The organism is Pararhizobium capsulatum DSM 1112 (assembly GCF_030814475.1).
Classification (GTDB): Bacteria; Pseudomonadota; Alphaproteobacteria; order Rhizobiales; family Rhizobiaceae; genus Pararhizobium; species Pararhizobium capsulatum.
Window position 1 is genome coordinate 3993482 of the sequence record NZ_JAUSVF010000001.1, and the last position, 17257, is coordinate 4010738.

General features: G+C 60.0%; 16 protein-coding genes. 7 read left to right on the plus strand and 9 right to left on the minus strand.

Annotated features, from left to right (window positions below; genetic code table 11):
• The first annotated feature begins 414 nt into the window (after nucleotides 1-414).
• A complete protein-coding gene (ctrA, locus tag QO002_RS19240; protein WP_024270822.1) occupies nucleotides 415-1113 on the plus strand; it encodes a response regulator transcription factor CtrA in 699 nt (232 codons plus the stop codon).
• A gap of 222 nt (nucleotides 1114-1335) precedes the next feature.
• Here the strand turns inward: ctrA and QO002_RS19245 are convergent, their stop codons facing one another.
• Both QO002_RS19245 and chpT read right to left on the minus strand, forming a co-directional pair.
• Nucleotides 1336-1698 (minus strand): response regulator, encoded by a 363-nt coding sequence (locus QO002_RS19245; RefSeq protein WP_307232583.1) that lies wholly within the window; start codon nucleotides 1696-1698, stop codon nucleotides 1336-1338.
• Between the two features lie 122 nt (nucleotides 1699-1820).
• Nucleotides 1821-2468, minus strand: coding sequence for a histidine phosphotransferase ChpT (chpT, locus tag QO002_RS19250; protein WP_307232585.1), 648 nt, complete (start codon nucleotides 2466-2468; stop codon nucleotides 1821-1823).
• Nucleotides 2469-2744: 276 nt separating this feature from the next.
• Between chpT and QO002_RS19255 the strand changes: the two genes are divergently transcribed.
• Nucleotides 2745-3335, plus strand: coding sequence for a DUF1134 domain-containing protein (locus tag QO002_RS19255; RefSeq protein WP_307232586.1), 591 nt, complete (start codon nucleotides 2745-2747; stop codon nucleotides 3333-3335).
• Nucleotides 3336-3493: 158 nt separating this feature from the next.
• On the plus strand, nucleotides 3494-4663 hold the full coding sequence (locus tag QO002_RS19260; protein WP_307232588.1) for a coiled-coil domain-containing protein: 1170 nt from the start codon (nucleotides 3494-3496) through the stop codon (nucleotides 4661-4663).
• Between the two features lie 11 nt (nucleotides 4664-4674).
• Here QO002_RS19260 and QO002_RS19265 read toward each other — a convergent pair whose 3' ends face one another.
• Complete coding sequence (locus QO002_RS19265) at nucleotides 4675-5502, minus strand: TrmH family RNA methyltransferase (RefSeq protein WP_307232590.1); 828 nt, start codon at nucleotides 5500-5502, stop codon at nucleotides 4675-4677.
• Nucleotides 5503-5516: 14 nt separating this feature from the next.
• Nucleotides 5517-5900, minus strand: a complete 384-nt coding sequence (locus QO002_RS19270) for a hypothetical protein (RefSeq protein ID WP_307232592.1) — start codon at nucleotides 5898-5900, stop codon at nucleotides 5517-5519.
• A gap of 33 nt (nucleotides 5901-5933) precedes the next feature.
• Between QO002_RS19270 and QO002_RS19275 the strand changes: the two genes are divergently transcribed.
• The 3 genes from QO002_RS19275 (at nucleotide 5934) to rpoH (ending at nucleotide 8492) form a co-directional block, all read left to right on the plus strand.
• The gene (locus tag QO002_RS19275; protein WP_307232594.1) at nucleotides 5934-6965 is read left to right on the plus strand and encodes an RluA family pseudouridine synthase; all 1032 of its coding nucleotides are present in this window, start codon (nucleotides 5934-5936) and stop codon (nucleotides 6963-6965) included.
• 91 nt (nucleotides 6966-7056) lie between these two features.
• The gene (locus QO002_RS19280; RefSeq protein ID WP_307232596.1) at nucleotides 7057-7314 is read left to right on the plus strand and encodes a DUF2171 domain-containing protein; all 258 of its coding nucleotides are present in this window, start codon (nucleotides 7057-7059) and stop codon (nucleotides 7312-7314) included.
• 275 nt (nucleotides 7315-7589) lie between these two features.
• On the plus strand, nucleotides 7590-8492 hold the full coding sequence (rpoH, locus tag QO002_RS19285) for an RNA polymerase sigma factor RpoH (RefSeq protein ID WP_307232597.1): 903 nt from the start codon (nucleotides 7590-7592) through the stop codon (nucleotides 8490-8492).
• 210 nt (nucleotides 8493-8702) lie between these two features.
• On the opposite strand, the gene QO002_RS19290 is transcribed toward rpoH, so the two are convergent.
• Both QO002_RS19290 and QO002_RS19295 read right to left on the minus strand, forming a co-directional pair.
• Nucleotides 8703-11096, minus strand: a complete 2394-nt coding sequence (locus tag QO002_RS19290; RefSeq protein ID WP_307232599.1) for a hypothetical protein — start codon at nucleotides 11094-11096, stop codon at nucleotides 8703-8705.
• A 77-nt stretch (nucleotides 11097-11173) separates the two neighbouring features.
• Entirely contained in the window at nucleotides 11174-12472 is a 1299-nt protein-coding gene (locus QO002_RS19295) for an adenylosuccinate synthase (RefSeq protein WP_307232601.1), read from the minus strand.
• Between the two features lie 219 nt (nucleotides 12473-12691).
• Between QO002_RS19295 and QO002_RS19300 the strand changes: the two genes are divergently transcribed.
• Nucleotides 12692-13594 (plus strand): DMT family transporter, encoded by a 903-nt coding sequence (locus QO002_RS19300; protein WP_307233539.1) that lies wholly within the window; start codon nucleotides 12692-12694, stop codon nucleotides 13592-13594.
• A 32-nt stretch (nucleotides 13595-13626) separates the two neighbouring features.
• Here the strand turns inward: QO002_RS19300 and QO002_RS19305 are convergent, their stop codons facing one another.
• The 3 genes from QO002_RS19305 to QO002_RS19315 all read right to left on the minus strand — a co-directional run bounded on the left by QO002_RS19305 (nucleotide 13627) and on the right by QO002_RS19315 (nucleotide 17143).
• Nucleotides 13627-14136 (minus strand): GNAT family N-acetyltransferase, encoded by a 510-nt coding sequence (locus QO002_RS19305; protein WP_307232603.1) that lies wholly within the window; start codon nucleotides 14134-14136, stop codon nucleotides 13627-13629.
• Between the two features lie 147 nt (nucleotides 14137-14283).
• Nucleotides 14284-15879 carry a phosphoglycerate dehydrogenase gene (serA, locus tag QO002_RS19310; RefSeq protein WP_307232605.1) on the minus strand — a complete coding sequence of 532 codons (1596 nt, stop codon included), beginning with the start codon at nucleotides 15877-15879 and terminating at the stop codon, nucleotides 14284-14286.
• Nucleotides 15880-15964: 85 nt separating this feature from the next.
• A complete protein-coding gene (locus tag QO002_RS19315) occupies nucleotides 15965-17143 on the minus strand; it encodes a phosphoserine transaminase (protein ID WP_307232607.1) in 1179 nt (392 codons plus the stop codon).
• Nucleotides 17144-17257: the final 114 nt, after the last annotated feature.

Here is a 17257-nt window from a genome sequence, read left to right on the forward strand (position 1 = left end):
GGTCACAGAATTTTAGCCCGATCGGACGATCGAACCGCACCGAAAACAAAAAAATGCCAGCGATCTTAACAAATACCTACCGCTGGTAACCTTTCGTTTACGGGCATCATTAATCATAGGGACGATCATTTAAGGGTCGGTAAACGCCATTTCTCATATTCGAGGATCGGCAGAGATTGAGTCACCGGAGTCAGTTAAGCGTCGTTCTTAATGTTGTACATTAGAATGCCGTATAGCGAATTCTAAGGAAAAACAGGAGCCTGCGAAAAATATTTAACAAATTCGGTGCTCTTGCCAGAGTGAATCAGAATTTGTTAACCATTTGCTGGCAGCCTCCAAATCAGGCAACGACTGGATCCGTATCGCGTCAGGGGGCCAAGAACTTACCTTTCGGCGGCGGAAAAGGGGACAATTATGCGGGTTCTACTGATTGAAGACGACAGCGCGACAGCGCAGAGCATCGAATTGATGCTCAAGTCGGAAAGTTTTAACGTTTACACCACCGATCTCGGTGAAGAGGGTGTCGATCTCGGCAAGCTCTATGACTACGACATCATTCTGCTGGACCTGAACCTGCCGGACATGTCGGGTTATGAAGTTCTGCGCACGCTGCGCCTGTCGAAGGTCAAGACACCGATCCTCATCCTCTCCGGCATGGCCGGCATCGAGGACAAGGTTCGCGGCCTCGGCTTCGGCGCCGACGACTACATGACCAAGCCGTTCCACAAGGACGAACTGGTTGCGCGTATTCACGCGATCGTCCGCCGCTCCAAGGGTCATGCCCAGTCGGTCATCTCGACTGGCGAACTGATCGTCAATCTCGACGCCAAGACCGTCGAAGTCGGCGGCCAGCGCGTCCACCTGACGGGCAAGGAATACCAGATGCTCGAGCTGCTCTCACTGCGCAAGGGCACGACGCTCACCAAGGAAATGTTCCTCAACCACCTTTACGGCGGCATGGACGAGCCTGAACTGAAGATTATCGACGTGTTCATCTGCAAGCTGCGCAAGAAGCTCGCAAATGCCGCCGGCGGCGCGAACTATATCGAAACGGTCTGGGGCCGGGGCTACGTGCTTCGCGAACCGGACGGCGATTTCGCAGAAAGCGCCTGATTGTTCCAAACCGGTCGCAGGCGATCGCCCCGTCCCGCATAACGGCTGCTTCGCCGCCGGTTTGAAACCGATTTTCCGAAAAGCCCGCTCCCGCAGCGGGCTTTTTGCATGGCGAACACGTCCCGGCGCAACATCTCCGGGCACCCCGCAACCGCACACATGCAAAAATGCGCGCTGCTGTCGGGCAACGCGCATTATGGACGGATCGGAACGGGAAATTCGTCAGGCGGCGATCGACAAGGCGGCGAAGACGCTTGTGAGGATCTTGCGATCGAAGGGCTTTAGCAGGAAGTCGTCGGCACCGGCGCGCTTGCCGGCCATCATCTTCTTCAGATCCGCCTCGACAACGCAGTAATAGATGCGCACGGACTTGCCCTCCGGCAGGCGGCGGATATTGCCGATCAGCTCCAGGGCACCATCCAAAGCAGCATCGACGATAATGATGTTGGGCAATTCTGCCTGGCAGCGCACGAGGGCTTCAAGGCCGTTTGCGGCTTCCGAGACGAGAAACCCCATCCCGGAGAGAATCCGCTTTCCAACTTTTCTTACGACGTCGGAATCATCGGCAATCATCAAGCGTTGCATCGTCGGCTCCATAAGCCCCGTTTAACCTGGGCGGGAGAAACTCCCCTGACAACAACTCTAGACGGCTTTGGCAAACAATCAGTTACCAGGGAAACGAAATTGCCGCCTTTTCCCGTTTCGGATCACGCTTCCTGCGCAATGGTGCGCGCGGAAAAGACGATCTCTTCCGGTGTCGAACCGATCTCGATCTCCATGCCGGATTCTTCTGCTAGAAGAACGGTATAGTAGGGTTGGATCGTATGGGCATCGACGGCTTCTTCCAGCGTTCCGGCCAGAAGCTCCACTAGCCTTGGCGGCACCCGCATCATCTTGCCCTTGGCGATCAGCTTGAAAACCGCGTCGTATTCCGGATTTTCAAGGATGACATCCACCGAACCGCCACGCGGGATCGCGCCATAGGCGATCAGGAACAGATTGAGCAGCAGCTTGACCCGGTTCTTCGGAATGATGACGCGGGGCCCAGTCCAGCTCACTTCGGTCTTCTTTTCGACGGAAGCGAAATCGCGGGCGGCCTTTTCGGCCTCGCCGGTGTCGATCGATGCGCCAACCGAACCGGAAGCACCGAAAGCCAGGCGGGCGAATTTCAGCCGAACCGAGGCATTGAGAGCGCTGGTGCGGATCAGATCCATGGCATCGGCATCGGCACCGCCCTCGTCGAGCAGTTCCAGACCGTTGTTGATGGCTCCAACCGGCGAGATGATGTCATGGCAGACGCGGCTGCACAGAAGAGCAGCCAGATCGGGACCGGTCAGGGTCAAATTCTTTACCATCGTCTTTTCCTCAAAGCCTAGTTCGGCTGCCTTTGCTGCGGCGGTCTGGTGCGCTTGCGTCGCAATCTCTCTAACGTACGAAGATTGCGCGGACATAGCGCCAGGATGAAGTTTATCGAAGTTCATAATGACACCACATTTGGTAAACCGATTGTTAAGATGATCGGTTCAAATTGCTGCAATCAGCCGGGCACATGATCCCGCCCCCTTGAAACGCGGCAGCAGCCCGTCAAGGACGGCGTGGAGCGTTTCCGGTCCGCCTCATGGAGGATAGAAATGCAGCCATTGATCACGCCCGCCAAGGCAGCCTGCCTGCGCATCGCCATCGCCTTTTTAGCCGTCCTCGGGTTCATCGCTCCCACCAGCGCCCAGACCGCCGGCAACACGCAATATTCGATGCAGGAAATTGTCGATGCCGGCCATGGCTTCTTCGGTTCGACCTCGGGCGGGCTGGCAAAAGTGGTCGAACGCGCCTTCCAGAATTACGGTTTGCCGAATGGTTATATCCTCGGCCAAGAGGGTTCGGGCGCTTTCGTGGCCGGCCTCACCTATGGCGAAGGCGATCTCTATACGAAGAACGCCGGGCAGCACGATGTCTTCTGGCAAGGCCCTTCGCTTGGCCTCGACTGGGGTGGTCAGGGCAGCCGCACGATGATGCTCGTCTATAACCTCCCGAGCGTGCCGACCCTCTACAAGCGTTTCGGTGGCGTCTCCGGCTCGGCTTATGTCGTAGCTGGCTTCGGCATGACGGTTCTCACGGACGAAAATGTCGTGCTCGTTCCGATCCGCACAGGTCTTGGTGCCCGTCTTGGCGTCAATGTCGGCTACCTCAAGCTGACGCAGCAGCCGACCTGGAATCCCTTCTGACGCTGCCCCCAAGGCCGCATCTGCCTTAAATCAGCCGGTGCAACCCGCAAAAATCATGATACTCTGATCGATAGAAATTGGCCGCACCCTGCGGCCGTTTCCTCAGACCTCCCCATCGGCACGGCGGCCAGACGCCGGCCCAAACCGAATGGCCGCCTGTGATCCAATTCCTGCTTCTGTTTTCTCTGGGTTTTCTGACGGCGGTCATGCTCGGCGTCCTGGTGGCGCCCCTTGTCTATAAACGGATCATCCGCTTTGCCGAAGACCGCCTGAAGGCGACGATGCCGCTCTCTCCCCAGGAGGTCCGCGCGCAGAAAGATGCGGCGCGCGCCGGCTATGCCGCGGAAAATGCCCGCACGGAACAGACCTTGAAGCGTGAACGCGAAAAGACCGTCGGCATCATGCTGGAAAAGGAAAGAATCCTGAAAAACATGCAGCGGCTTGCCGGCGAAACGGCGGACCTGCATGCCCATGTCGAAACGATGAACGTGGAAGCCGGCGACTTTCGCTCGCAAGTCCGGCGCCTGGAACAGAACATCGACCGGCTGACCAATTCGCTTGCCGCTACGGAAAAGGGCGATGATGCGAAGAAAGCGGAGATCTACACGCTCTCCCGACAACTGAACGCGGTTTCCATAGAAGTCGATAACCTGAAAATCGATCTCGCGGCACGTAACGCCGAAGCGGAGAACCTCAAGAGCCGCATTGCAAACTTGCGCGACGAGCGCGACGCCTCCCGGGCGCAGGCAAAGGGCGAGAGCAACAGGGCGCGCGAATTAGAGGTCCGCCTCGCCCGCGATGAAGCACGCTTGCGGCAGGTGGAGCAGCGTCTGAACCGCGAAACCGCCAGCAACGCCGACAAGGATGCGTTTCTGGAGCGCCGGGCCGCAGAAATCGATCGGTTGAAGCAGAAGCTGAAAGACAACAACAATGAACTTCGCGATGCGCTGAAGACCATGCGCGCGACAGGCTCGAACGGCGCGTCCCGCAAGGAACGGAAAGTGGTGACCGCCGGCGCTCCGTCGGGGGCAACCATTGAAACGGCCTCCTTCATTGGAACCCCATCGCCCGAACTGTCCTTCGATCACGCTCGCAATCGCGTTTCAGCCCTGTCGGAGCGCCTGGTCAATGCCAAGGGAGAAACGCATGATGCGGCGCTTCGCGAGGAAATCGCTGACATTGCCGCTTCCGTGGTCGCCATGACGGCAGCGCGGGAAGGAGCCGGATCGCCAATCCACACGCTGCTCGACGGCGCTGCCTCCAAGACCGACGGAGATCGTCTCAGCCTTGCGGCCCGTGCTGCACAGCTGATGCCGCCAGAAGCCTGAATTGGCAAATATCAGACGAGACCGTTGATCGTTGCGACCTGATGCAGTGCTATCCCGGTCGCAGTTGCCACGTTGAGACTGTCCAATCCCGGTCGCTGCCGAATGCGAGCCGTACGGATCGACGACAGGATCGATTGCGGAAGCCCCTCGCCTTCCGTTCCCATCAGCAGCGCGGTTCGCGGCGCAGGAGCGATATCACCGAGCTCCGTCGCGCCGCGGGGCGACAGACCCCAGATCACAAAACCTTCGCCCTGCAGCTTTGCCAGCATCGCCTCGATCGAACCCTCGCGGCTGTAAGGTACCGAAAGCACCGAGCCGACCGATACGCGGATTGCCTTGCGATACATCGGATCGCAGCAGGTCTCGTCGAACAGGATCGCATCCACCCCGAACGCGGCAGCATTGCGGAACATCGAGCCCATATTGTCGTGGTTGGAAATGCCGCACGCGGCAAGGACGAGGCTACGCGGGCCAAGGCCGCCGATCAGCGTATCCATAGAAGGCACACCCGCACGTCGGCCAAGCGCCAGCACACCCCTGTGCATGTTGAACCCGGCGATAGCATCGAAGACAGCGGCACTGGCAACATAAACCGGGACTTCCTTCGGAAATTCGCAGAGCAGACCCCGCAGCCCGTCAACGCGATTTTCAAGAAGCAGGATCGCCTCGGCGGCTATGCCGCCGCCCGCCTTGTGCGCGGCTGCAAGCATGCGCAGGACGACCGTACCCTCAGCGATGAACAGCCCTTGCCGCCCCGTCAGATCGCGCTCGCGGATCGAAACGAAACCGGCGATGCGCTGATCTGCGGGATCATCGATGCGTTGAAGAGGAGTATCCACGACAGGTGGCAGCCTCAGTTCGTCTTGACGGCAATATCCGCAACGATGCGGCCGGCGGCGATATCGAAGACGATTGCCTTCTGCTCGCCGGTTGCGGTTGCCCCATAGAACAGGATCTGTCCGCCGGCAAGCGCAACATCGGCTACCACGAAACCGGCAGGAAGCGCTGCAACGCCGGAGATCGGCGCATCACCCGGGACGGTCACACCAGCAGTCTGCGGCGCCGGTTTGCCGTCCGTACGCGTCACCTTGTAGACAATCGCGCCAAGCACAGCCATAAGCATGACCAGCATGACACCGGCCGAGACGAGCTGTAGGCGAACCATCTTGCGGCGGACGTTTTCCATCACCGGATCGAGCGGCTTGTCTTCCTGTTCGTCTGGTTCCTGAAGCGACATGACTGGCCTTACCCTGCGGGATTGAAAGAAGCGATGAACGACCCCTTTAAACAAGCGGCAGCCAATAGGAAAGTCCTGACGGCAAACGAGGACGCAAGCGGCCGCATGGATGCATACCTGACCGAGGCGCTGGAGGGCGAGTTTTCCCGCAACCGGATCAAGGCCCTCATCGAGCAGGGTGAGGTCAGCGTCAACGGCAAGACCGTCACGGAACCGAAAAAGAAGGTGCAGCCCGGCGACATCTTCGAGATCGGCCTACCGGAACCTGAGGATCCCGAGCCCAAGGGCGAGGACATCCCGCTCGACGTGCTTTACGAAGACGACGACCTGATCGTGCTCGTCAAACCTGCCGGCCTCGTCATGCACCCGGGCGCGGGCAACTGGACCGGCACGCTCGTCAATGCGCTGATCCACCATTGCGGCAACAGTCTTTCCGGCATCGGCGGCGTCAAGCGGCCGGGCATCGTCCACCGGCTCGACAAGGATACCAGCGGCGTGATGGTCGTTGCCAAGAACGATATCGCCCACCGCCACCTCTCCGACCAGTTCGCCGACCATGGCCGTACCGGACCGCTGGAGCGGGCCTACTATGCCATCGTCTGGGGACGTCCGCGCGGTCTGAAGGGCACGATCGACGCCCCGCTCGGCCGCGCCGGCGACCGCGTCAAGCGGGCAGTCAAGCGCGAGGACGCCGACGATGCACGGGAAGCCATCACCCATTACGAGGTGATCGAGCGCTATCTCGAAAAACCCGATGCAACCTCGCTGGCGTCCATGGTCGAATGCCATCTGGAAACCGGACGTACTCATCAGATCCGCGTCCATATGGCTCATATCGGCCACCCGCTGATCGGCGACCCGGATTATGGTGCCGCTTTCCGCACCAAAGCCAATCTCTTGCCGGACAATGCGAAAGCCGTCGTCAATCGCTTCCCGCGCCAGGCCCTTCACGCCTTCATGCTCGCCTTCGAGCACCCGACGACCGGGGAAACCATGCGCTTCGAGGTGCCGGTTCCCGACGACATGCAGGAACTTATCAAGGCGCTCAAAGGTGGCCTCGCCTGAAATTGCCGTACGGCGACAATGATTTTTTGATCGACGACGCATCCTTTGCGGACGTTCATGCGTTGAAAGACCATCGAAAAGGAGAAAACCGATGGTCGATACTACGCAGATCAGAGAACATGCCGAAGTCATCAGCGCCGACGGCATCCACGTCGGCACTGTCGATCGCGTCGAAGGCGATCGCATCAAGCTGACCCGCAAGGACAGTGGCGCCGGTCACGAAGGCCACCACCATTTCATCCCCCTGGATCTCGTCACCAGCGTCGATGACAATCGGGTGCGGCTGAGTTCGAACAGCACGGACGTGGTTGGTCAGGAAGAAGAAGCCGACCGCTCGTCTATCCACTGACCGTCTTGCAATAGATTTTCCGACCCGGCGCTCCTCTGAAGCTCGCCGGGTTGGATACATGAAATTTGCGACGAGGCCCTTGATATTCTCGTGATGGGCACGATCTAAACCCTGCAACCCACATGAAGAAAACGCAACGCTGGTATCACGTCGTCGTGAAACTGGTGTTCTTGAATCATGCTTTCGCCGTACTTATCTGAGACATCGTGGGGTCGGATAGACCCACATGCCCGGCCTGCCAGCAGGAGGCCGGAACGCGAAAGGGGGGTGCAATCATGGCCCGCAGTACGATGCCGACAATCACCGCGGAAGGTGGTCTCAACAAATATCTCGACGAAATTCGCAAATTTCCCATGCTCGAGCCGCAGGAAGAGTACATGCTCGCCAAGCGCTATCAGGAGCATGATGACCGCAAGGCGGCCCACCAACTCGTTACCAGCCACCTGCGTCTCGTCGCAAAGATTGCGATGGGCTATCGTGGGTATGGCTTGCCGATCGGTGAAGTTGTTTCCGAAGGCAATGTCGGACTGATGCAGGCCGTCAAGAAGTTTGACCCGGAGCGCGGCTTCCGCCTTGCCACCTACGCGATGTGGTGGATCAAGGCCTCGATCCAGGAGTATATCCTGCGGTCCTGGTCGCTGGTGAAGATGGGCACGACTGCCAACCAGAAGCGCCTGTTCTTCAACCTGCGCCGCTTGAAAGGCAAGATCCAGGCACTCGACGATGGTGATCTGAAGCCGGAGCATGTCAAGCAGATCGCCACGACCCTGAATGTTTCCGAGGCCGAAGTCATATCGATGAACCAGCGCCTCTCCGGCGATGCGTCGCTCAATGCGCCGATCAAGGCGAGCGAAGGCGAGAGCGGTCAATGGCAGGATTGGCTGGTCGACGATCATGACAGCCAGGAAGAAATGCTCATCGAGCAGGACGAACTGGAAAGCCGCCGCGCGCTCCTGGCAACGGCCATGGGCGTGCTGAACGATCGTGAACGCCGCATATTCGAAGCACGCCGCCTGACGGAAGATCCGGTAACGCTGGAAGATCTGTCGACCGAGTTCGATATCAGCCGCGAGCGCGTTCGTCAGATCGAAGTTCGCGCCTTCGAAAAGGTCCAGGGCGCCGTCCAGAAAGCTGCGCTTGAGCGCGCGCAGCAACTGCGCGTCATCGAAGACGCCTGATCGCCTCGATGCATGCAAAAACGAGAAAAACCGGTCGGAGCAATCCGGCCGGTTTTTACAGGATGTCTGGTTCAGATTGAACCAAACATCCTCCAGATTCTTTTGTTTCCGTTTGTCTTTTCGGGAAAACCGGTTTCCGCTTTTCCCTGACAAACTCTAATGTCTGACTGACTTGCGATTGAGTACGGCCAGAGCAGACCGTTTCTCCGATTACTGGCCGCTCGCCGCCGGTGCGCGACTCCAGGCCTGCAGCGCCTTGGTAAAGGCTTCCGTCCCTGCCGGACCCTTTTCCAGGGTCAGAAGTGCACGACGACCATTGCGATAGGTCAGGGGAACATCGACCCAGCTGCGCGTCCGCAGAAGCTCGGTGTTGGTCGCGACCGCCTCCGGATAATCGTTCAGCGCGATCATGTGGAAGTCGTCCGTGATCTTGGCTGGCACGGCGATCAGGGCATCGCCCCGCGCCTGTTCTGTCTGCTTCATCGATACGCGCTGGACGCTGTCGATGCTGCCGCCTTCGAAATTCTCGGGCAACGAGAAGACAAACTCGATGACATGGCTTGCAGGCAGCGATGGGTCGGTGTTTCGCTTCAACGTCATCAGCGCCGTCAGGCCACGCTCGGGCACGCTGATCTGCGCCTGAACCGTCGGTTCCGGCGGAGCGTCGTTGCCTGGAGATTCTTCCTTGAGTGACCAGGCAACCGTTCCCTCTATCGCCGTCGGCGACGATTGGCCGAGACGCTCCTCGTAGAGGAACATCTTCTGAGCGCCCTCGGGAACTTGAACGTTTGCAGGGGTTGGCGACTGCCCGGTTCCCGTTGCGGGGGTTGTCGCAGCACCGGCTGCGGGATTGGTCGCGGTGGTGGCGGCATTGGCCTGGGCAGCCGGCGTTCCGGCTTCGGTCTGGGCAGCTACGGATTTGCCCTCGGCTTCGCTGCTGGCATCGCCGGTCGGCAAGGCAGCCGGACCGCTGTCAACCTCGGAGCCATCCGTCTGGAGGCGTTGCGTGAACTTCGTCGCACTGCTGTCCAGCGATGCAACATCCGTCTTGGGCTGCGCGCTATCGGTATTCGTTGCTGCTGGTGTTTCCGTGGCAGGCTTGGATGTAGCCGGTGTTTCCGTCGTCGTTGAAACAGGTGTCGTCGAAACAGGTGCAGATGTGGTGACCGAAGCAACGGTTTCAGTGACCCACTTATTCACGACATCACGGTTCAGCCAGTAAGCATAACCGCTGCCGCCGAGCGCAGCCAGGAGAACCACTGCAATGCCGGCGATCTTGAGACCCGACCCCGAGCGTCGCGGCTCGACGCGATAGGAGACCGGGCGCGCGGGCGCCGCCATGGTCTCTGGATCCGGCACGGAAGGCGTGGCAGCGGGTTGTGCCTGCTCACCCTTGTCAAGCAACTGGTCGATATCGTCCCAATGGGCGGTTGGCAACCCTGCGGGAGCCTCAGGCGTCACGGGCTTCTCGACCGGCCATGACCAATCGGAAACAGCGGGCTCACTGCCTTCCACGGAGGCTGTCTTGGTCGGTTGCTGGAAAGGATCGCTGTCGTCCCATTCCCAGGAGTGCGACGGCTCGGTCGGAGCGCCCTGCCGGGCACCACCAGCAGCAGATTCCGGCGGCATATAATCGGCCAGATCGACCACCTTGCCGTCGGCATCATCCGAGGCGCGTTCTGTCCAGACAGGCTCGACAACCGCACTCGCCGCCATGGGTGCCTGTTGTTCCCATTCCGGAAGATCCCATTCGGAACCGGCGATTGGCGCTTCTGCCTCGGCGCGGGTATCCTCAACCGACGGCATCTCGACGGGCTCGACCGAAGCTGGCTCCTGCCATGGCTCTTCCGACTGAACGAAAGGCACGTCTTCGACTGCCTGATGCTCCCGTGTATCCACCGGTTCTACTTCAACGGCAGGCTCCGCCTCGACCGGCGCAGAGACAGGCTCCTCCTCGTCGATGGAAACGACGTCGTGATCCTCGGCTGACGCATGATGCTCAGGCGAAACGAAAGGCTCGGAGGCGTCAGCGGTCTCGGGCTCGGACCACTCGGGTTCCGGCGCTACCGGCGTGTCGTGATAGGCCTCGGCTTCGGTATACTCGGGAGCATCCTGCAACACCCCTGTCACCGGCTCGGCGTAGGCCTCCTCGACACCGGGGTCGTGCTGTGGCGCAGGCTCGACAATCGGCGCCTGGTCTTCGGCAGCTTCGATCTGCTCAGGTTCGGATGCAGGTTCCGGCTCGGCTTCTGCTACTGGCTCGGGCTCCGCCGGCTCGGCGTATTCTGCGGCAGCCTCCGATGGCGCGGGTTCCGGCTCCTGCACAACCGGCTCGTGATAGACGGCAGCGGCCGCCTCTGGCGCGAAATCGGCATCCTCGATCGCCGGCAGGGCTTCGTCGTAGTCGCTCTCGACCTCGTTGATCGCCGCCTCGAGCTTCGTCATCTGACGCTCGATCATATGGTCCGAAGGACGCGGCTTCATGCTTTCAAGTTGACGGCGAACGGCACTCCGGGCCTTTTCATAGACCTTCGACCGCATTTCAGGAACATTGTCCGAGAGACCATCAACGGTCCTTCGAATAACAGCAACAAAATCCGCCATCAGAACTTTCTCATACCCTGCAGGGCGCTCGGCTCTTTCAGAGCCGAGCCATTCTTTTCCAGATCAGACCACGAAGATTAGTCTTCAAATGGGTCTGTCACAAGTATCGTGTCGTCGCGCTCCGGGCTTGTGGAAAGAAGAGCGACAGGGGCGCCGATCAACTCCTCAACCTGACGAACATATTTGATCGCCTGCGCCGGGAGGTCCGCCCAGCTGCGCGCGCCGACCGTCGATTCCTTCCAGCCTTCGAGAGTGATGTAGACCGGCTTCGCCTGCGCCTGCTGGGCCTGGCTTGCCGGCAGGTGATCGATTTCGACGCCATCCAGCGTATAGCCGATGCAGATCTTCAGTTCGTCGAGACCATCGAGCACATCGAGTTTGGTCAGGGCGATGCCGGTGATGCCGTTGGTGGCGACCGACTGGCGCACGAGCGCCGCGTCGAACCAGCCGCAACGGCGCTTGCGGCCGGTAACAGTACCGAACTCATGACCCTTTTCACCCAGGAACTGGCCGATCTCGTCATGCAGTTCCGTCGGGAACGGGCCTTCGCCGACACGAGTCGTGTAGGCCTTGGTGATACCGAGGATGTAGCCGAGCGCGCCTGGACCCATGCCGGAGCCGGCAGCAGCCTGTCCGGCGACCGTGTTGGACGACGTCACGAACGGATAGGTGCCATGGTCGATGTCGAGCAGCGTACCCTGCGCGCCTTCGAACAGGATGCGGGCACCCTTGCGGCGCTGACGGTCGAGCAGCAGCCAAACGGTATCCATGAAGGGCAGAACGCGGGCAGCGATCGAGGACAGCTCCTGCATGATCGCCTCGTGGCTGACTTCGGCCTCACCGAGACCGCGACGCAGCGCGTTGTGGTGCGTCAGCAACCGATCGACCTTGGCCGGCAGCGTATTGAGGTCAGCCAGATCCATGACGCGGATGGCGCGGCGGCCGACCTTGTCTTCATAGGCAGGGCCGATACCGCGACGGGTCGTGCCGATCTTGGTGCCGCTGTTGGAAGCAGCATCTTCGCGGATGCCGTCAAGCTCGCGGTGCAGCGAAAGAATGAGAGTCGCGTTGTCGGCGACGCGCAGATTGTCCGGGGTGATGGTCACGCCCTGCTTGTCGAGCTTCTCTATTTCCGCAATCAGCGCATGCGGATCGATGACGACCCCATTGCCGATGACGGCGAGCTTGCCGGGGCGAACGACACCCGAAGGCAGAAGCGAGAGCTTGTAGCTGATACCGTCGATGACGAGCGTATGACCGGCGTTATGGCCGCCCTGGAAGCGCACGACGATATCAGCGCGTTCCGACAGCCAATCGACAATCTTGCCCTTGCCTTCATCGCCCCACTGCGAGCCGACCACCACGACATTCGTCATTTCCGTTTTCCCGTTGCTCGGCGCGTGTCACGCAAAGCCTTACAGCGCGCCACCTTCAAACCCGCGCATCTATACTGGTTTGTTTTTTGGAAAGCGACCCTGTTAGGCAGGTGAATCAGGGTTTTTGCATGACAATTGCGACCTTTAGCCTATATCACGAGGCCTCTATCGCCCCGATTGCGTGAGTCCGACGCCATGAAATACAAGAAAATGCTCTCCATGAACCTGCAGGCCTACATCATCCTGTGCATCACGACGGCCATATGGGGAGGCAATTCAGTGGCGGGCAAGATGGCGGTCGGCCACGTCAGCCCGATGACGCTGACCACCAGCCGCTGGGTGATCGCCTGTCTCGTGCTGCTGGTCTTTGCCGCCCCCCAGGTGAAGCGTGACATGCCGGCCATCGCCAAAAACTGGTTGCTGCTGCTCGGCTACGGCACTGTCGGCTTCACGGCGTTCAATGCATTTCTTTACTCGGCTCTGCAGTATACCAGCGCCATCAACGCGGTCATCGAGCAGGCCGGCATTCCGATGGTCATCTTCCTGATGAACTTCGCGCTGTTTCGCACCGCGGTTTCCTGGGCCCAGATTGCCGGCTTCACACTCACCCTTTTCGGCGTCGGGCTCACCGCTTCCCACGGCAATCCGGCCACCCTCCTTTCCCTGCAGCTCAATCAAGGGGATGCGCTTATGATGGCCGCCGTGCTCGTCTATGCCGGCTATACGGTAGCGCTCCGCTGGAAACCCGCAATCCATTGGAAAAGCCTGATTGCCGTTTCCGCCTTCGGTGCCCTCCTCAGCAGCCTGCCGCTTCTGGTTTGGGAAATCGGACAAGGAAACTTCATTTTCCCGGACACGGAGGGCTGGATGATCGTTGCCTATGCCGGATTGCTGCCGTCACTTGTGTCGCAGATACTCTATGTCCGCGGCGTCGAACTCATCGGGCCGAACCGGGCCGGGCTCTTCATCAACACGATCCCGATCTTCGGCATGCTGCTCTCGATCCTCCTGATCGGAGAAACGCTGGAAACCTTCCACATGATCGCCATGGCTCTTGTGCTTGTCGGCATTGCGGTGGCCGAACGCGGGAGGCCAAAGCCTGCCGAAGCACAAGCTGCTTGAATTGATCGAAGCCTGATCCCTCGTTGGAGCCTTCAGGGAAGCTTCCGCTCCATGTAGGCGGCCCCATCGCCATAGCTCGCGAGCTTTTCCGCCAGCATCGGATTGGTCTCCACGACAAAATGTTGCTTACGCCAGAATGGGCGTGAGCCACCGACAGACACCAGTCCGATGAAGCCGTATCCCTCATCGTGAGCGAGCGTCATGAGTTTCGCGACGATTCCTGCCCCCGCTCCGGATCCGCGCGTCATCGGCAGCAGCGCCAGGTCATGCAGATACCAGCAGTCGGCATCATCAGGAACGGCGCCGAGCGGCCGATTGAGCGGCGGCGGCAGGCAACGTTTCCAAGGATGGCTCAGCAGATAGCCATGGACTTCGTCTCCATCAACCAAGACGAAACAGCCCTTGGGACAAAGCGCCAGCCGCTCGGCCAGCACGGCCTTGTCTTCGGGGAAATCGGCATGGGCGATGGCCTGGATGGCAAGGATCGCATCGATATCGCCCGGCGACGCTTGCCGCCATTGAAACTTCCGCTGTGCCTGCATCATCATCGTCCACGGAGCTTGACTATAAACACGGTCATTATTGAACAGATATGGCGCGCCGATGAAGATCGGCGCGCCATGAAAGCCAGTCTTGAGAGAAGCTGACGGTAAAAGCACCTGCCGCCCAGGGAGCAGCAGGCGGCGACATCAATCGACGTTGAAGGTCAGAAGCTTAGCCTGACGGATGGCGTCATTGGCACGCAACTTGTCCAGAACCTCATCAGAAACCGGGCCATCGACGTACAATAGCGCGATAGCATCCGAACCCGCATCCTTGCGGCCGAGCTGGAAGTTGGCGATGTTGACGCCGGCATTGCCCAGCGTCATGCCGATGAAGCCGATCATGCCGGGAACGTCGGTGTTGGTGACGTAGATCATGTGGTTACCGACATCGGCATCCAGGTTGATGTCCTTGATCTGGATGAAGCGCGGCTTGCCGTCGGAGAAAACGGTACCGGCAACGGACCGTGTCTGGTTGGCGGTGGTCACTGTCAGCTTGATGTAGCCATCGAAGACGCCCGACTTGTCGCGCTTGACCTCGGAGAGGATGATACCCTTTTCCTTGATCATGATCGGCGCGGAAACCATGTTGACGTCGGCCACCTGGCTGCGGATCAGGCCGGCGAGCGCCGCACTGGTCAGCGCCTTGGTGTTCATACCGGCGGTCGAACCGTCGTAGAGGATCTCGATTTCCTTGATCGCGCTTTCCGTGACCTGGCCAACAAAGGCGCCGAGCACGTCTGCAAGCCTGATGAAGGGCTTCAGAAGCGGAGCTTCCTCAGCCGTGATTGAGGGCATGTTGATCGCGTTGGAGACGGCACCCTTGACGAGGTAATCCGACATCTGCTCGGCAACCTGCAGCGCCACGTTCTCCTGCGCTTCCGTGGTGGAAGCGCCGAGGTGCGGCGTGCAGACAACGTTCGGCAGGCCGAAGAGCGGGCTTTCCTTGGCAGGCTCGACCTCGAAGACGTCAAAGCCTGCACCAGCGACATGGCCGGACTTGATCGCGTCGGCAAGGGCCGCCTCGTCGACCAGACCGCCGCGCGCGCAGTTGATGATGCGCACGCCCGGCTTGGTCTTGGCAAGGTTTTCACGGCCGAGAATGCCGCGCGTCTTGTCGGTCATCGGAACGTGCAGGGTGATGAAATCGGCCTTGGCCAGCAGTTCGTCGAGCTCCACCTTGGTGACGCCCATTTCCTGGGCGCGCTCGGCCGACAGGAAGGGATCGTAGGCCAGAACATGCATGCCGATGCCGATCGCCTTCTTGCAGACGATGCCGCCAATATTGCCGGCCCCGATGACGCCGAGCGTCTTGCCGGTGATCTCGACGCCCATGAACTTCGACTTTTCCCACTTGCCGGCCTGGGTGGAGCTGTCGGCGGCGGGAAGCTGGCGGGCCACGGCGAACATCAGCGCAATGGCGTGTTCCGCCGTCGTGATCGAGTTGCCGAAGGGCGTGTTCATGACGATGATACCGCGGCGCGATGCAGCCGGAATGTCGACGTTATCAACACCGATGCCGGCGCGGCCGATAACCTTGAGGTTGGTCGCGGCCGCGATCAGCTTTTCGGTCGCCTTGGTGGCGGAGCGGATGGCAAGGCCGTCATAATTGCCGATGATTTCGGCAAGCTTGTCCTTGTCCTTGCCGAGTTGCGGCTGGAAATCGACTTCGACGCCACGATCGCGAAAGATCTGGACAGCGGTTTCCGACAGTTCGTCGGATACGAGAACGCGAGGTGCCATGATGGGCTTCCTTCAAAAACGGTCAGCGATGAAAATAGTGGGAATGGAAGGCTTCGCCCGCTGGCGAAGCCCTTGGCATGTCACGTCAGGCAGCAACCTGTGAAAGCGTTGCCTTCTGGGTCTCGAAAGCCCAGGAGAGCCACGGCATGAGCTTTTCCATGTCGGCAGCTTCGATGGTCGCACCGGCCCAGATGCGCAGGCCCGAAGGCGCATCGCGATAAGCGCCGATGTCGTAAGCGACGCCTTCCTTTTCCAGGAGGGTGACGACACCCTTGGCAAAACCAGCCTGGCCATCGGCATCCAGCGCTTCGACGTCCTTATCGACGATCCGGAGGCAGACTGAGGTGTTTGAGGCCGTTTCCGGCTTCACGGCCAGATTGGCGATCCAGTCATTGGCGGCAACGAAATCGGTGATGACCTTGGTATTGGCATCCGCACGCGCAATCAGCGCCTTGAGGCCGCCGATCTTCCGCGCCCAGAGCAGTGCATCGATATAGTCCTCGACGCAGAGCATGGAGGGCGTGTTGATGGTCTCGCCCTTGAAGATGCCTTCAGAGAGCTTGCCACCCGAAGTCATGCGGAAGATTTTTGGCAACGGCCAGGCCGGGGTGTAGGTAAGCAGACGCTCGACAGCACGCGGCGAGAGGATGATGACGCCATGGGCGCCCTCACCGCCGAGAACCTTCTGCCAGGAGAAGGTAACGACATCGAGCTTGGCGAAATCGAGGTTCTGCGCGAAAGCCGCCGAGGTGGCGTCGCAGATTGTCAGGCCCTTGCGGTCAGCCGGAATAAAATCGGCGTTCGGAACACGGACGCCAGAGGTGGTGCCGTTCCAGGTGAAGACGACATCACGGTCGAAATCGACGGTGGTCAGGTCCGGCAGCTCGCCGTAACCGGCTTCAATGCGGCGGACGTCCTTGAGCTTCAGCTGCTTCACGACATCAGTCACCCAGCCGGCGCCGAAGCTTTCCCAGGCCAGCATGTCAACGCCGCGCTCACCGAGCAGCGACCAGAGCGCCATTTCGAGAGCGCCAGTATCGGACGCGGGCACGATGCCGATACGGTAATCCGCCGGCACCTCCAGAATTTCACGGGTAAGATCTATGGCCTGCTGCAGCTTGGTCTTTCCGACTTTCGCACGGTGCGAACGGCCAAGCGGCGCGTCGGAGAGAGCATCGAGCGTCCAACCGGGGCGCTTCGAGCAAGGGCCAGAAGAAAAATGGGTATTTTGCGGACGTACGTCCGGCTTTGCGGTCTTCGCCATCTGCTATCCTTCCAGATAGATAGCTCCTCGTTGGGGAGGAGTGTCCCGCCGCCGTGAATATTCTCGGAGACTCCGGAAGTCAAGAAACTTGTGTCGCAGGGGGCAAAATTTTTG

Bases quoted from the DNA above. Each gene is read 5' to 3' on its own strand.
- QO002_RS19290 (WP_307232599.1), bottom strand. From the start codon at position 11,096: ATGGCGGATTTTGTTGCTGTTATTCGAAGGACCGTTGATGGTCTCTCG.
- QO002_RS19280 (WP_307232596.1), top strand. From the start codon at position 7,057: ATGGTCGATACTACGCAGATCAGAGAACATGCCGAAGTCATCAGCGCC.
- rpoH (WP_307232597.1), top strand. From the start codon at position 7,590: ATGGCCCGCAGTACGATGCCGACAATCACCGCGGAAGGTGGTCTCAAC.
- QO002_RS19245 (WP_307232583.1), bottom strand. From the start codon at position 1,698: ATGCAACGCTTGATGATTGCCGATGATTCCGACGTCGTAAGAAAAGTT.
- QO002_RS19315 (WP_307232607.1), bottom strand. From the start codon at position 17,143: ATGGCGAAGACCGCAAAGCCGGACGTACGTCCGCAAAATACCCATTTT.
- QO002_RS19305 (WP_307232603.1), bottom strand. From the start codon at position 14,136: ATGCAGGCACAGCGGAAGTTTCAATGGCGGCAAGCGTCGCCGGGCGAT.
- QO002_RS19275 (WP_307232594.1), top strand. From the start codon at position 5,934: ATGAACGACCCCTTTAAACAAGCGGCAGCCAATAGGAAAGTCCTGACG.
- QO002_RS19270 (WP_307232592.1), bottom strand. From the start codon at position 5,900: ATGTCGCTTCAGGAACCAGACGAACAGGAAGACAAGCCGCTCGATCCG.
- QO002_RS19255 (WP_307232586.1), top strand. From the start codon at position 2,745: ATGCAGCCATTGATCACGCCCGCCAAGGCAGCCTGCCTGCGCATCGCC.
- QO002_RS19300 (WP_307233539.1), top strand. From the start codon at position 12,692: ATGAACCTGCAGGCCTACATCATCCTGTGCATCACGACGGCCATATGG.
- chpT (WP_307232585.1), bottom strand. From the start codon at position 2,468: ATGGTAAAGAATTTGACCCTGACCGGTCCCGATCTGGCTGCTCTTCTG.
- serA (WP_307232605.1), bottom strand. From the start codon at position 15,879: ATGGCACCTCGCGTTCTCGTATCCGACGAACTGTCGGAAACCGCTGTC.
- QO002_RS19295 (WP_307232601.1), bottom strand. From the start codon at position 12,472: ATGACGAATGTCGTGGTGGTCGGCTCGCAGTGGGGCGATGAAGGCAAG.
- ctrA (WP_024270822.1), top strand. From the start codon at position 415: ATGCGGGTTCTACTGATTGAAGACGACAGCGCGACAGCGCAGAGCATC.